This window comes from Caulobacter sp. GW821-FHT12F03, assembly GCF_058806855.1.
This window is the reverse complement of the sequence record NZ_JBXAQC010000008.1, coordinates 71710-85751: the sequence shown is the minus strand read 5'-3', so window position 1 is coordinate 85751 and position 14042 is coordinate 71710. Positions and strand designations below refer to the sequence as shown.

Sequence of the window (14042 nt, the reverse complement as noted above, 5' to 3'; positions counted from 1 at the left end):
AGGTCCGGAACAGGCTACGCTCGGTTTCGATGAGTCGGAACGGTCCTCTCGGATTCTACGAATTCTTCGCCGGGGGCGGCATGGCCCGCCTCGGGCTGGGAGACGGCTGGTCCTGCCTCTACGCGAACGACTTCGACCCGGTGAAGGCGGCCACCTACCGCGCAAATTTCCCCGACGCCGAGGCGCATTTCCATCAGGGCGACGTCTGGCGGGTGAAGCCGGCCGATCTGCCTGGGCAGGCCGATCTCGCCTGGGCGTCCAGCCCCTGCCAGGACTTTAGTCTCGCCGGCGCCAGGGCGGGACTGGAGGGTGGCCGGTCCTCGGCCTTCTTCGGCTTCTGGAAGCTGATGGAGGCGTTGGACCGGGAAGGCCGCGCCCCGCGCGCCATCGTCGTCGAGAATGTCGTCGGCCTGCTGACCTCGAACGGCGGCCAGGACTTCACGGCCCTGTGCCGCGCCCTGGCTGACAGGGGCTATCGCTTCGGCGCCCTGGAAATCGACGCGGCGCGGTTCACGCCGCAGTCGCGCCCACGCGTGTTCATCATCGCCAGCCGGACGACCGGCCCGGCCCTGACCGGGCGCTGCCCGTTCCACACCCGCGCCGTCGATGAGGCCCATGGCCGCCTGCCGCTCGACCTTCAGAGCGGCTGGGTCTGGTGGGATCTGCCGGCTCCGCCCGCGCGCAACACCGACCTCGCCGCGATCCTCGACGCTGACGACACGGTCGCCTGGCGCGCGAAGGCCGAAACCGACCGCCTGCTGGCCCAGATGACGCCGGTGAACCGCGCCCGGCTGGAGACGGGAGCCGTTCGCACGGTCGGCGCCGTCTACCGCCGGACCCGCGCCGGCGTGCCGCAGGCGGAGGTCCGCACGGACGGCCTGGCCGGCTGCCTGCGCACCGCGCGCGGCGGCTCTTCCCGTCAGTCGCTGGTGGTCGCCCAGGACGGCGTCGTCCGCTCGCGCCTGCTGACGCCGCGGGAGGGCGCCCGGCTGATGGGCCTGCCCGACGGCTATCAGCTGCCCAGGGGCGCCACCGCCGCTTTCCATGTCATCGGCGACGGCGTGGCGGCGCCCGTGGTGCGCTGGCTGGCGTCACAACTGCTTGAGCCGCTGCTCAAGGGCGGCGACCCGGCGGTCCTCGCCGCCGAATGAGCGCTGACAACCCTATCCCGGCGCTATAGTTTTAGAGGGATAAGGGCGCCTGAGCTTCCGGAGACCTCCCCATGACCATGTACGATGCCGCCCGTTTCAAGCGCGCGGGCCGCGGCAAGATCTATGAGTCCATCCTCGACACCGTCGGCGACACGCCGCTGGTGCGGCTGCCGCGCCTGATGGCGGAACTGAAGCCGAAGGCCGAAGTGGTCGGCAAGCTGGAGTTCTTCAACCCGATGAACTCGGTCAAGGACCGCATCGGCGTGGCCATGGTCGAATGGCTGGAAGCCGAGGGCCATCTCAAGCCCGGCGGCATGATCGTCGAGCCGACCAGCGGCAACACCGGCATCGCCCTGGCCTTCGTCGCCGCCGCCAAGGGCTACAGGATCACCCTGGTGATGCCCGAGAGCATGTCGATGGAGCGGCGCAAGATGCTGCTGATCCTCGGCGCGCGGCTGGAGCTGACGCCCGCCGAGAAGGGCATGCGCGGCGCCGTCGCCCGGGCCCAGGAGATCCTCGAGGAAATCCCCGGCTCGGTCATGCCGCAGCAGTTCGAGAACGAGGCCAACCCGCTGATCCACCGGGTCTCGACGGCCGAGGAAATCTGGAACGACACGGCCGGCGCGGTCGACGCGGTGGTCTCCGGCGTCGGCACGGGCGGCACCATCACCGGCGTCGGCCAGGTGCTCAAGGCGCGCAAGCCGTCGCTGAAGATGGTCGCCGTCGAGCCGGAGGCCTCGCCGGTGCTGTCGGGCGGCCAGCCGGGCGCGCACAAGATCCAGGGCATCGGCGCGGGCTTTGTCCCGGGCATTCTCGATCGCGGCGTGATCGACGACATCGTCAAGGTCAGCAACGACGACGCCATCGCGATGGCCCGCAAGTGCGCGGCGGTCGAGGGCATCCCGGTCGGCATCTCGTCCGGCGCGGCCCTGACGGCGGCCTTCGACCTGGCGTCGCGGCCGGAGTACGCGGGCAAGCTGATCGTCACGATCATCCCCAGCTTCGCCGAGCGCTACCTGTCGACCGCCCTGTTCGAAGGGCTGTAGCCGCTCGTGAGGGCGGCCGTGGTCGGGTGCGGGGTCGGGGGCATGGGCGCGGCCCTCGCCCTGGCCCGGCGCGGCCATGAGGTCACGCTGCTGGAGGCGTTCGTCGCGCCCCGGCCCGTCGGGTCGGGCCTGCTGCTGCAGCCGACCGGCCTGAAGGCGCTGGGCGCCCTCGGACTTGAGGCCGCCATCCGCGATCGGGGCGCCCGCGTCGAGCGGCTCGACGGTCGCGACCTGACAGGCCGCAAGGTGCTCGACGTCGACTACGCCGACTGGCGAAAAGGCGGGCATGGCGTCGGCATCCATCGCGGCGTGCTGTTCGACACCCTGCACCGGGCCCTCGCGCCGGCGGGCGCGACCCTGGTCACCGGCGCCCGCATCCTCCGCGTCGAGGATCATCGGCGACCCGTGCTGCACGACGCCGCCGGCCGCGCCCATGGCCCGTTCGACCTGGCGGTGATCGCCGACGGGTCGGCATCCAGCCTGCGCGGCCAGATCAGGCCTCGCAGCCGGGCCCGGCCCTATCCCTGGGGCGCGGTCTGGGCCAACGCCCCCGATCCGGACGGCGCCTGGACCGGCGCCCTGCGCCAGATCTACGACCGGGCCGAGGTGATGGTCGGCGTCCTGCCGGTGGGCCGGGCCCCCGATGGCGGCGACACGCCGCTGGTCAGCCTGTTCTGGTCCCTGCCGGTGGCCGATATGGACGCCTTCTTCACCGGCGACTTCGACGCCTGGAAGGCGCGCGTTCGGCAGGTCTGGCCGGCCGCGGCGCCGCTGATCGACACCCTTGCCGGGGCGCAGGACATGGCCCGCGCTGTCTACCGCGACGTCTGGGTCGGCCGCTGGAGCCGGGACGCCACCCTGCTGATCGGCGACGCCGCCCACGGGACCAGTCCGCAGCTCGGCCAGGGCGCCAACCTGGCGCTGGTCGACGCGGTCGAGCTGGGCGAGCGGTTCGCCGCCCCGACGACGTCGGTGGTCGTCACGGCCGGCGCCTACGAGACGAGCCGCCGCTGGCACGTGATGCCCTACCAGTTCATCTCCTGGGCCATGACGCCGCTGTTCCAGTCGCACGGGGGCTTCTGGGCCGCGGTGCGGCGCTGGCTGTTCACACCGCTGTCGCGGGCGCCGGGCATCCGCCGGTTCGGCGCGGCGGTGCTGACCGGGACGGCGCGCTTCAGCCGCTGGCCGGACGTCACCCGGCCATGACCGACGTATTCGACCCGGAGAAGCGTTCGGCCGTCATGCGACAGGTCAAGGGACGCGACACCGGGCCGGAGAAGACGGTGCGACGCCTGCTGACCGGCCTTGGCGCGCGTTACCGGCTGCATCGCAAGGATCTGCCGGGCAGGCCCGACATCGTCCTGCCCGGTCGGCGGCTGGCGATCTTCGTGCACGGCTGCTTCTGGCACGGCCACGACTGCGCCCGCGGCGCGCGGGTTCCCAAGGCCAATCGCGACTACTGGCTCGGCAAGGTCGGCCGCAACCGCGAACGCGACATCGCCAGCCGCGCGGCGCTTGAGGCCGCCGGCTGGCGTGTCGAGACGATCTGGGAATGCGACCTGAAGGACGAGGCCGCGCTGGCCGCGCGGCTGTCGGCGATGCTGGCCTGACGGGGCCTCGAACGAAGGTGCGCGTCCCCTTCGATCAGGCCGCGGCGCGCGCGTCCTCGGCCGCCAGCAGGACGGCGTCGAGCGCCGCGTACAGGGCCGCCGGTTCGATCGGCTTGGCCACGTGGCCGTTCATCCCGGCCGCGCGGCAGGCCTCCCAGTCGCGTTCGGTGGCCGAGGCGGTGATGGCGATGACCGGCACGGTCTGGTTCGGCCCGGCCACGGCGCGCAGGCGGCGCGTGGCCTCCCGCCCGTCCATGTCCGGCATGTAGACGTCCATCAGCACCACGTCGAAGGCCTCCACCGCGAGCCGCTCAAGGCCCTCCTCGGCCGAGGCCGCCGTCTCCGGAACGATGCCCAGGGGGGCCAGCACCAGGGCGATGGCCTGGCGGTTGACGGCGTGGTCGTCGACCACCAGCACGCGGGCCGCGACCGCTTCCGGTGCCGCGGGTTCGGCAAGCGACTCGGCGCTCGCCAGGACAAGATCGAGCGTGAAGACCGCGCCCTCGCCCGGAGCGCTGGCGGCGGTCAGCTCGCCGCCCATCAGGCGGGCCAGTTCTCGGCTGATCGCCAGGCCGAGGCCGGAACCGCCGTGTTTGCGGGCCGTGCCGGCGTCCAGCTGGTCGAACGGCGTGAACAGCCGGGCGACCTGCTCGGGCGTCATGCCCGGGCCGGTGTCGGCCACGGCCACCTGGATTCGCCAGCCTTCGCCGGTCAGCTGGGCCGACAGGCGCAGGGTGATCGATCCCTTGGCGGTGAACTTGAGCGCGTTGGAGATCAGGTTGTTGAGCACCTGCCGCAGGCGGGTCGGGTCGCCCCTGACCCAGTCGGGCAGTTCATGCGCGCCCTCGACGCGCAGCTTCAGGCCCTTGTTGCGCGCCTCGGGCTGCCACATCCGCAGGGCCTCGTTGACGAGGGCGCGGAGATCGAAGGGGATGCATTCAACCTCCATGCGGCCGACCTCGATCTTGGACAGGTCGAGCAGGTCGTCGAGCAGGCCGCGCATCATCTGGCCGGCGCCCTTGATCAGGCGGGCCTGGGCGCGGCCCTGCCCGGGCGAGGTGCGCTCCAGCTCGGCGGCGCCGGCGAGAATGGCGCTGATCGGGGTGCGCAGCTCATGGCTGATCATCGCCAGATAGGCGGACTTGGCCTCGACGGCGGCCTCGGCCTCGGCGCGGCGGCGGTCCGCCTCCTCGTGCGCCATCATCTGGGCCCGGCGCGCCTCCTCGGTGCTGATCCAGGCGCCGATGATGTTGAGCATGATCAGACCGACGCCGATCATCATCGTGGTCAGCAGCGGTCCGGCCACACGGCCGTAATCGAGCATCGGCATGACCAGCAGGTACAGGCCGTAGGGCGTCGCCGACGCGGCGAAGGCCAGCCGCGAGCCGCGGCTGAGGGCGATCAGGTTGATCATGGCGCTGGCGATGACCGCCACGCCCAGGGCGGGGCCGTAGCCCGGCACGCTGAGCCACAGCGCCACGGCCAGGCCGCCGAACACCAGCGCCCCGGGGAAGAACAGGACCACCGCAGTGTTGGCCGCTTCGGCGGGCGTCTCGACCGGCTTGCGCAGCAGGCGGGGGGCGATCCAGGATTCCAGCAGTTGGGTGCCGATGTAGGCGGCCGACCAGAGCCAGGTCATCCACCAGCCGAGCGCGAAATGCAACGCGGCGCCGACCACCAGGGCGGTGGCGATCCGCAGGCCCAGGTGGCGTCGCCGTGCGACGGCCGAGGCCGCGATCCCGAATTTGTCCGATAATTCCATTGTCGTCGTCACGGCGACCTCCCCGGTCTTGACGCCACAATGAGTGCAGTCTCCCTAAGACTCAGTGAAAGAGCGGCGGTCTTCGAAAGGGTTAACGGCTCATCGCGCCCGAAATGGGCGGCCCGGCTCTTGTCGGACGCCCCCTTTCGGCGGCGGGCCGCGCGCCAGGGACCGCGGCCTGACCGGCGCGGCGTCGTCTAGAGCGGCGCCTCGACGACGACCTCGGTCTTGACCGAGTTGGCGATGAAGCACTCCTCGTGCGCCGCATGGTGCAGGGCGTCGAGCGCCTCGGGCGTCGGCTCGCGGCCTTCGAAGGTGATCCGCGGCCGCAGGGCGACCCGGGTCACCGCGATCTTCCCCTCGGCGGTCTTGCGCATCACGCCCTCGGCCTCGTCGCGGTAGGCCGTAACGACGAAGCCGGCGCGTCGCGCCTTGTCGAGAAACGTCAGCATGTGACAGGACGACAGGGCCGCGATCAGCATCTCTTCAGGGTCGGCGGCCGCCTCGACCGACCAGGGCGCCTTGACCACGGAGGGCGAAGCGGACCCCGGCACCGTGATCCCGCCGTCGAACACGACCTCGTGGGCGCGGCTGTAGTGACCGGCGGCGAAGTCCTCGCCCGGCTTGCCGGTCCAGACGATGGTGGCGACGTGCGGCATCAGAGCGTGCGGGCGATCAGCACCTTCATGACCTCGTTGGTCCCGCCGTAGATCCGCTGCACGCGGCTGTCGCGGTACATGCGGGCGATCGGGTACTCGGACATGTAGCCGAAGCCGCCGTAGAGCTGCAGGCAGCGGTCGATGATCTTGTTCTCGAGGTCGGTGACCCAGTACTTGGCCATCGACGCCGTGGCGGCGTCCAGCTTCTCCCGCACGTGCTGCTCGATGCAGTGGTCGACGAACACCCGGGCGATGGTCGCCTCGGTCTTGCACTCGGCCAGCACGAACTGGGTGTTCTGGAAGTCGATGATCTTCTTGCCGAAGGCGCCGCGCTGCTTGACGTAGTCGATGGTCAGGGCCAGCGCCCGCTCGATGGTGGCGATGCCCTGGATGGCGATGTTCAGCCGCTCCTGCGGCAGCTGGCCCATCAGCTGGAAGAAGCCCTGGCCCTCGGTCTCGCCCAGCAGGTTGGCGACGGGCACGCGGACGTCGTTGAAGAAGAGTTCGGAGGTATCGGCCGCCTCCATGCCCAGCTTGTCGAGGTTGCGGCCGCGCTCGAAGCCCGGCGCGTTGTCGGTCTCGACCACCAGCAGCGATGTGCCGCGGGCGCCCTGGGTCGGGTCGGTCTTGCAGACGACCACGATCAGGTTGGCCGTCTGGCCGTTGGTGATGAAGGTCTTCGAGCCATTGAGGACGTAGGCGTCGCCGTCGAGCCGGGCCGTGGTCTTGATGCCCTGCAGGTCGGAGCCGGCGCCCGGCTCGGTCATGGCGATGGCACTGATCAGCTCGCAGGTGGCCATCTTCGGCAGCCAGCGCTGCTTCTGGTCTTCGGTGCCGTACTTGAGAATGTAGTGGGCGACGATGGCGTTGTGCAGCGACAGGCCGAAGCCGTCGACGCCCTTGGCGCCCAGCTGTTCCATGAGGATGACCTCATGGCGGTAGTCGCCGCCGAGGCCGCCGTATTCCTCGGGGATCGACAGGCAGGACAGGCCGGCCTGGGCGGACTCGGTCCAGAAGGCCCGTTCGACCACGCCGTCCTCGCGCCACTTCGCGACGCGCGATTCCGGGGCCTTGTCCTCGAAGAAACGGCCGACGGAGTCGTTGAAGAGCACAATTTCCTCGTCGGCGAGGGCGGGCGTGCGGTCGAGATTGAGAACGCCCATCAGAAGGCCTCCGCGGGAATGGACATCATGTTGGCCGAACCGGCCTTCAGCTTGGTCAGGTGAGCGCCGGCGTCCGGCAGGATGCGTTCGAGGAAGTACTGCCCGACCGAGATCTTGTTCGCATAGAAGGGGTCGGTGTCGCCCGCGGCGATCTTCGCCAGCGAGACCTTGGCCATCAGGGCCCACATGTAGGCCAGGCCCGTGATCCCGAAGAGATGCATGTAGTCGGTCGAGGCGGCCCCGGCGTTGTCGGGGTTCTGCAGGCCGTTCTGCATCAGCCACATGGTGCCGTCCTGCAACTGGGCCTTGGCCGAGGCCAGGCCGTCGAGGAAGACCTTGAGCTGCGGATCGGCGGCGTTCTCCTCAACGAAGGCGTCGATCTCGGCGAAGAAGCTCATCACCGCCCGGCCGCCGTTGGCCGCCAGCTTGCGGCCGACCAGATCAAGCGCCTGGATGCCGTTGGTGCCCTCGTAGATCAGGGCGATGCGGCAGTCGCGCAGGTACTGGCTGGCGGGGAAGTGTTCGGTGAAGCCGCTGCCGCCGTGCACCTGCATGCCGTCGACGCAGGCCTTGAAGCCCTTGTCGGTCAGATAGCCTTTCAGCACCGGGGTCAGCAGCCCCATGTAGTCGTTGGCCTTCTGGCGCACGGCCTCGTCGGGATGGCCGTGGCTCAGGTCGCCGTGCAGGGCGGTCCAGAACAGGAAGGCGCGGCCGCCCTCGATGACCGCCCGGCTGTCGAGCAGCATGCGGCGCACGTCGGGGTGGACGAGGATCGGATCGGCCGGGCCGCCGGGATTCTTCGGGCCGGTCAGGGAACGGCCCTGCAGGCGGTCACGGGCGAAATCGCGCGCGGCCTGGTAGGCGGCCTCGCCCTGGGCGATGCCCTGCAGGCCGACGCCGATGCGGGCCTCGTTCATCATCACGAACATCAGCTTCAGGCCGCTGTTCTCTTCGCCGATCAGCCAGCCCTTGGCGTCCTCGTACTGCATCACGCAGGTGGCGTTGCCGTGGATGCCCATCTTCTCTTCGAGGCCGACGCACTTGACGCCCTCGTTGCGCGGACCGACCGAGCCGTCGGGGTTGGGCAGGAACTTGGGCACGATGAACAGGCTGATGCCCTTCACCCCGGCCGGCGCGCCCTCGATGCGGGCCAGCACCAGGTGGACGATGTTGTCCGCCATGTCGTGCTCGCCGGCGCTGATCCAGATCTTCTGGCCGCTGATGCGATAGCTGCCGTCGGCGTCCGGAACCGCCTTGGTGCGCAGCAGGCCCAGGTCCGTGCCGCAGTGCGGCTCGGTCAGGTTCATGGTGCCGGTCCACTCGCCCGACACCATCTTGGGCAGATAGGTCTGCTTCTGGTCGTCGCTGCCGCCGGTGTGGATCGCCGAATAGGCGCCGTGGGCCAGGCCCGGATACATTGAGAAGGCCATGTTGGCCGAGCTCGACATCTCGCTGAAGGCCAGGTTGACCACGTGCGGCAGACCCTGGCCGCCATAGGCGGTGTCGGAGCCAAGGCCCGTCCAGCCGCCGGCGCAGAGCTGCTTGTAGGCCTCCTTGAAGCCGTCCGGCGTCCTGACCGTGAAGTCGGGGCTCCAGGTGCAGCCCTGCCTGTCGCCCACACGGTTCAGAGGCGCGAGCACCTCGCTGGTGAACTTCGCCGCTTCCTCGATGATCTGTTCGACGACGTCCATGGAGGCGTCGGCGAACGTGGGAAGATTGGCGTAACGGTCGATCTCCAGCACGTCGCGCAGGAGGAACACGTGGTCGCGAGCCGGCGGCTGATAGGCCATGGGCGCTCCGTTCAGTTCAGGATGTGGCCCCGGCTATTTGCCGAGGGCGTGCTCGGCGTGACCGTCCAGTCGCGCGCGCAGCATCTGGTCGTAGTCGGCGGCCTTGGGCAGCAGGTCCGGACGCTTCTCGGACAGATGCTTCTCGAGACGGTCGCAGGCCTCGCGCAGTTCGGTGATCGCGCCTTCGATGTCCTCGCGCTGCTGCTCGAGGTCGACGATCTTCTCCTTGAATTTCTTCAGGGAGTGGGCGTTCTGCTGCATGGCCTGGTCGTGTTCGCCATAGAGCTCGAGGATTTCGCGGATTTCCTGCAGCGACAGACCCACCCGCTTGCCGCGGAGGATCAGGATCAGGCGGGCGCGATCCTTGTAGGAGTAGACCCGGTTCATGCCGTCGCGGGCGGGGGTCAGCAGGCCCTTGTCCTCGTAGAAGCGCAACGCACGGGGCGTGGCCTTGAACTCGGTGCAGAGCTGGCGAATGGTGAAGGTGCGTTCAGGACGCCGCAGTTCGGTTGGCATTTGTTTCCTCCCGTTGCCACCGTTTCTTGTTGAGGCAGGCGTATATGCCCTTTACGTCAACGTCAACAATCGCATTTCTGTGATGTTTACCTCCGATTGTATCCTTGCGGTTGATCGCCCCGCGTGATCCATTCCGCGTCCGGAACCTTGGCTTTCGGGGGGTGGGGCAGATGGACAGGAATGCGATCGCATCGGCTGTCGCGGAGTCGCTCTTCAAGACAGAGGCGGCCGTCGAAGAAGCCCTTGCCCAGGCCGTGGGCCTGATGCGGCGGATGATGGACGCACGCCGTGCGCTCGGCCTGCCGCCCGCCACGGGAGATCGCGCGCTGATGCGCGTCACCGCCGCCGTCGATGCGCTCGGCGAAGCACAGCGCGAGATGGTGCGGACGCACGGTGAAATGGGAAGCCTCGGTCAGGCGCTGGGACTGGGAGATTTGGGCTTCGGCCCGCTGGTCAAACCGCTGGAGGGCCGGGAGGAGCGGCTGCCGACAGACTGACCATGACGCTCGTCGCCTTTGCCGTCTTGTTGATGGTCGCCGCGGCCGGCGCCCTGGTGCGGGGGGGCGAAGTGGAACGGCGCGGCGCCGCCCTGTTCATCAGCGCCTGGCTGGCCTCGCTCTTCGCCCAATGGCTGTCCGGCGAGCCGTCGCCGGGGCTCTGGCTGCCGATCATCGACGCGACCGTGCTCTGCGCCCTGATCGGCCTGACCTGGCGCTCGCCGCGCCCCTGGCCGGTCTACGCCTGCGGCTTCCAGATGCTGGCCCTGGCCGGCGACGTGGCCAAATGGGTCGAGAGCGGGCTCGACGTGCGCGTCCACCTGTCGTTTCTGGCGGTGATGGCCTTTGGCGCCGTCGGCGTGCTAGCGCTCGGCGCCTGGTTTCCGCCGAAACCACACGAGCGGTAGGTTTACTTTCCTAACTCGCCGGATTATTTTCCTCGCACCATGCGCCCGTCCCATACCCAGATCTGGCACGCCATCGACCTGCTGGCCGCGCGGTTCGACATGACCGCCTCGGCGCTGGCGAAGCTGGCCGGGCTGGATCCGACAAGTTTCAACCGCTCCAAGCGGGTATCGAACGATGCCGAGGCGCGGCCGCGCTGGCCGTCGACGGAAAGCCTGTCCAAGGTTCTGGAGGCGACCGGGGTGTCGTTCGCCGAGTTCGCCGCCTTGGCCGAAGGCGGCGGCGCGGCGGCCGTGCGCGGCGTGCCGCTGATCGGCTTCGCCCAGGCGGGCGACGACGGCTTCTTCGACGACGCGGGCTTTCCCGTCGGCCAGGGCTGGGACGAGATCGATTTCCCGGGCCTCGCCCGCGACGGGGTCTATGCGCTGGAGATCAGCGGCGACTCGATGGCGCCCGTCTATCGCGAGGGCGATCGCATCGTGGTCGACCCGGCCGGGCCCGAGCCTCGGCGCGGCGACCGGGTGGTGGTCAAGACCGTCGCCGGCGAGGTGCTGGCCAAGGAAGTGGCGCGGATCTCCGCCCGGTCGATCGAACTCAAGTCACTCAATCCCGACTACCCCGGCCGCACGCTGGAGCGGAAGGACGTCGCCTGGATCGCCCGCATCCTCTGGGCCAGCCAGTAACGGCAAGGGCCGGCTCCCTGAGAAGCCGGCCCCGCGATCAGCAAAAGACTGCCGCCTTAGTAGCCGTAGGCCGCCCGCTGGTAGCCCGAGGGCATGACGTAGGCGCGGGCGACGTAGCCGACGCCGACACCGTTACGGCCGACCAGAACCCAGCGACCGTTGTTGGTCGTGGCCATGGCCTGGAAGCGCTCGCCCGGCTGCAGCATGCCCACGGCGCGGGCGCTGGTGGTCGGGGCGGCGCGCAGGTTGACCCGCGTGGTCGCGGCGTACTGGCCGCCGGCGCGCTCGAAGCGGGCGGGCTGGACATAGCCGGCCAGGGTGCGGCCGCCGACCTGGTAGGTTCCGGCGGCGTAAGCCTCCTTCACCTGGGTGTTGCAGCCGGCGTAGGAGCCCACGGCCGCGCCGAGGCCGGCGCCGACGACAGCGCCCGCGGCGCGTTCGTTCTTCGACACCTGCGAGCCGAGCAGGCCGCCCAGCACCGCGCCGATCAGCGCGCCCTTTTCCTGCTTCTGGCCGCTGGCGGCGCAGGCGAAGGGGCCGCTCTCGGCGGCGTTCGCGGCCATCGGCGCGGCGCCCAGGGCGGCGGCAACGGACAGGGCCAGGGTGGCCGAGACGATCTTGGCGTTCAGGATCTTGGTCATAACAGGTCTCCTCGAAACTCAGCGGGCGTCGCCCGTCTGTGAGGAGGAGAATGCCCCGCCCCGTCTGAACGGGGTCGGGGCGGGCCTGTCAGGTTCCGTTCAGGCGGCCAGCAGCTTGCCGGCGAGGCCGTCCTCGATCAGCTGGATAGTCTTGTCGAGACCGAAGATGGCCGCGAACGAGCCGAAGCGCGGCCCCTGGGTCTGGCCCAGCAGCACCTCGTACAGCCCCTGGAACCACAGGCGCAGCGGGTCGAACCCGTGCGCCTTGCCGGCCTCGTAGACCTCAAACTGGATCTGCTCGGCGTCCTGGCAGCCGGACGGCAGGGCGCGGAAGCGGGCCAGCAGGTCCTCCATCGCCGCGCGCTCCTGGTCGGTGGCCGCGCGGAAGGCCTTCGTCGGGGCGACGAAATCCTCGTAGTAATTCATCGCGTAGTCGACGAGCCGGTCGAGCAACGGCTGGGTCTGCGGCGTGGCGCCTGGAATGTAGCGGGTCAGGAAACCCCACAGGACGTCGCGGTCAGAAGCGTTGCCGGCCGAGACCAGGTTCAGCATCAGCGAGAACGACACCGGCGAGCCGGCTTCCGGCGGGCGGCCCATGTGAACGTGCCAGGCCGGGTTGTTCAGGTCGACGGCGTTCTCGCCCTCGGCCCGCTTGCGGTTGAACGCGTCCAGCTGCTGCAGGTACTCGTCCGTCGCCTTGGGGATGACGTCGAAATAGAGCTTCTTCGCCGACTTGGGGCTCTGGAACATGTAGTAGGCGAGGCTCTCGGGCGCACCGTAGCGCAGCCACTCCTCCATGGTCAGGCCGTTGCCCTTGGTCTTGGAGATCTTCAGGTTGTTCTCGTCCATGAAGAGCTCGTAGTGGAACCCTTCGGGCGGCGTGCCGCCGAGCACCTTGCAGACCTGGTTGGACAGCCGGACGCTGTCGATCAGGTCCTTGCCGCTCATCTCGTAGTCGATGCCCAGCGCGGTCCAGCGCATGGCCCAGTCGGGCCGCCACTGCATCTTCACCCCGCCGCCGGTCACCGGGACCTCGGTCAGTTCGCCGTCCTCGTCGCGGAAGGTGATCGCGCCACGGTCGAGGTGACGCTCCAGCGTCGGGACCTGCAGCACCTTGCCCGTCTTCGGGCTGATCGGCAGGAACGGCGAATAGGTCGCGCGGCGTTCCTCGCCCAGCGAGGGCAGCATGATCTTCTGGATCGCGTCGAACCGCTCCAGCGCCGTCAGCAGCGTCGCGTCGAACCGGCCGCCGCGATAGCAGTCGGTCGAGGACACGAACTCGTAGTCGAAGCCGAAGCCGTCGAGGAAGGCGCGCAGGCGGGCGTTGTTGTGGTGGCCGAAGCTCTCGTGCTCGCCGTAGGGGTCGCGGACCACGGTCAGCGGCTTGTCGAGATCCTCGCGCATGACCTCGCCGTTGGGCACGTTCGGCGGGATCTTGCGCAGGCCGTCCATGTCGTCGCTGAAGCTGATCAGGCGCGTGGGCAGGGCGTCGTCGGTCAGGGCGCGGAAGGCCATGCGCACCATGGTCGTGCGGGCCACCTCGCCGAAGGTGCCCATGTGCGGCAGGCCGGAGGGGCCGTAGCCGGTCTCAAGCACCACCGGCTTCTGCAGGGCCTCGAAGGTCCGATACGCCTCGTCGGCCTTGCCGGCGTTGATCAGGGTCGCGGCGAGATCACGCTCGGCGTCATCGAGACGGACGCGCAGCACGCGGGCCAGCAGGTTGCGCGCCTGCTCGAACGGCCACGCCTTGGCGTCGCGGGCGGTATGGGAAAGGCCTTCAAACATGGTCCCGGGTTGTAGGGATTGAGCGGGCGGGGTCAAGGAAGGGGGTGAATGTCCCCACCACTCCGATCCTTCTCCCCCTGCGGGCGAAGGTGGCCTGCCCAGCAGGTCCGATGAGGGGTCTCACCGGCCAGTCCGGCAAACGGACAGGGCGCCCGAGGCGGACGGGGCCATCGACCCCTCATCCGTCGGGCTCCGCCTGACACCTTCTCCCGCAAGGGGAGAAGGACCTCCGCGCATGATCTCACCATCCTTCATGGGACCATTCTACATCCGCCTGGAGCGCCGGGAGCCTCGATCCGCCCGATTCAGCGCCAGAGTCCCGCCGATGTCTCGC

General features: G+C 69.5%; 14 protein-coding genes. 7 read left to right on the top strand and 7 right to left on the bottom strand.

Annotated features, from left to right (window positions below; translation table 11 throughout):
* Positions 1–29: 29 nt before the first annotated feature.
* The 4 genes from AC1RN0_RS16740 (at position 30) to AC1RN0_RS16725 (ending at position 3807) form a co-directional block, all read left to right on the top strand.
* The gene (locus AC1RN0_RS16740) at positions 30–1151 is read left to right on the top strand and encodes a DNA cytosine methyltransferase (protein ID WP_492788602.1); all 1122 of its coding nucleotides are present in this window, start codon (positions 30–32) and stop codon (positions 1149–1151) included.
* Positions 1152–1222: 71 nt separating this feature from the next.
* Positions 1223–2197 carry a cysteine synthase A gene (cysK, locus tag AC1RN0_RS16735; protein ID WP_492788601.1) on the top strand — a complete coding sequence of 325 codons (975 nt, stop codon included), beginning with the start codon at positions 1223–1225 and terminating at the stop codon, positions 2195–2197.
* 6 nt (positions 2198–2203) lie between these two features.
* Positions 2204–3403, top strand: a complete 1200-nt coding sequence (locus AC1RN0_RS16730; protein ID WP_492788600.1) for an FAD-dependent oxidoreductase — start codon at positions 2204–2206, stop codon at positions 3401–3403.
* On the top strand, positions 3400–3807 hold the full coding sequence (locus tag AC1RN0_RS16725) for a very short patch repair endonuclease (protein WP_492788599.1): 408 nt from the start codon (positions 3400–3402) through the stop codon (positions 3805–3807). Before AC1RN0_RS16730 ends, AC1RN0_RS16725 begins: the two co-directional genes overlap by 4 nt.
* A gap of 34 nt (positions 3808–3841) precedes the next feature.
* Here the strand turns inward: AC1RN0_RS16725 and AC1RN0_RS16720 are convergent, their stop codons facing one another.
* The 5 genes from AC1RN0_RS16720 to AC1RN0_RS16700 form a co-directional block, all read right to left on the bottom strand.
* The gene (locus AC1RN0_RS16720) at positions 3842–5569 is read right to left on the bottom strand and encodes an ATP-binding protein (RefSeq protein WP_492788598.1); all 1728 of its coding nucleotides are present in this window, start codon (positions 5567–5569) and stop codon (positions 3842–3844) included.
* 197 nt (positions 5570–5766) lie between these two features.
* Entirely contained in the window at positions 5767–6228 is a 462-nt protein-coding gene (locus AC1RN0_RS16715) for an OsmC family protein (RefSeq protein ID WP_492788597.1), read from the bottom strand.
* Positions 6228–7391 (bottom strand): acyl-CoA dehydrogenase family protein, encoded by a 1164-nt coding sequence (locus AC1RN0_RS16710; protein WP_492788596.1) that lies wholly within the window; start codon positions 7389–7391, stop codon positions 6228–6230. The genes AC1RN0_RS16715 and AC1RN0_RS16710 overlap by 1 nt, the downstream gene beginning before the upstream one ends.
* Positions 7391–9181 carry an acyl-CoA dehydrogenase C-terminal domain-containing protein gene (locus AC1RN0_RS16705; protein WP_492788595.1) on the bottom strand — a complete coding sequence of 597 codons (1791 nt, stop codon included), beginning with the start codon at positions 9179–9181 and terminating at the stop codon, positions 7391–7393. The genes AC1RN0_RS16710 and AC1RN0_RS16705 overlap by 1 nt, the downstream gene beginning before the upstream one ends.
* Before the next feature lie 33 nt (positions 9182–9214).
* On the bottom strand, positions 9215–9697 hold the full coding sequence (locus AC1RN0_RS16700; protein ID WP_492788594.1) for a MerR family transcriptional regulator: 483 nt from the start codon (positions 9695–9697) through the stop codon (positions 9215–9217).
* A 170-nt stretch (positions 9698–9867) separates the two neighbouring features.
* On the opposite strand from AC1RN0_RS16700, the gene AC1RN0_RS16695 reads away from it, so the two are divergent.
* From AC1RN0_RS16695 to AC1RN0_RS16685, 3 genes are read left to right on the top strand one after another with little or no spacing between them, the layout of a single operon-like run.
* A complete protein-coding gene (locus tag AC1RN0_RS16695) occupies positions 9868–10194 on the top strand; it encodes a hypothetical protein (RefSeq protein ID WP_492788593.1) in 327 nt (108 codons plus the stop codon).
* A gap of 2 nt (positions 10195–10196) precedes the next feature.
* Positions 10197–10601 (top strand): hypothetical protein, encoded by a 405-nt coding sequence (locus AC1RN0_RS16690; RefSeq protein WP_492788592.1) that lies wholly within the window; start codon positions 10197–10199, stop codon positions 10599–10601.
* A 39-nt stretch (positions 10602–10640) separates the two neighbouring features.
* Positions 10641–11282 carry a S24 family peptidase gene (locus AC1RN0_RS16685; RefSeq protein WP_492788591.1) on the top strand — a complete coding sequence of 214 codons (642 nt, stop codon included), beginning with the start codon at positions 10641–10643 and terminating at the stop codon, positions 11280–11282.
* Positions 11283–11338: 56 nt separating this feature from the next.
* Here the strand turns inward: AC1RN0_RS16685 and AC1RN0_RS16680 are convergent, their stop codons facing one another.
* Both AC1RN0_RS16680 and AC1RN0_RS16675 read right to left on the bottom strand, forming a co-directional pair.
* Positions 11339–11923, bottom strand: a complete 585-nt coding sequence (locus AC1RN0_RS16680) for an SH3 domain-containing protein (RefSeq protein ID WP_492788590.1) — start codon at positions 11921–11923, stop codon at positions 11339–11341.
* A gap of 99 nt (positions 11924–12022) precedes the next feature.
* Positions 12023–13708, bottom strand: a complete 1686-nt coding sequence (locus AC1RN0_RS16675; protein WP_492788589.1) for a lysine--tRNA ligase — start codon at positions 13706–13708, stop codon at positions 12023–12025.
* Positions 13709–14042 lie beyond the last annotated feature (334 nt).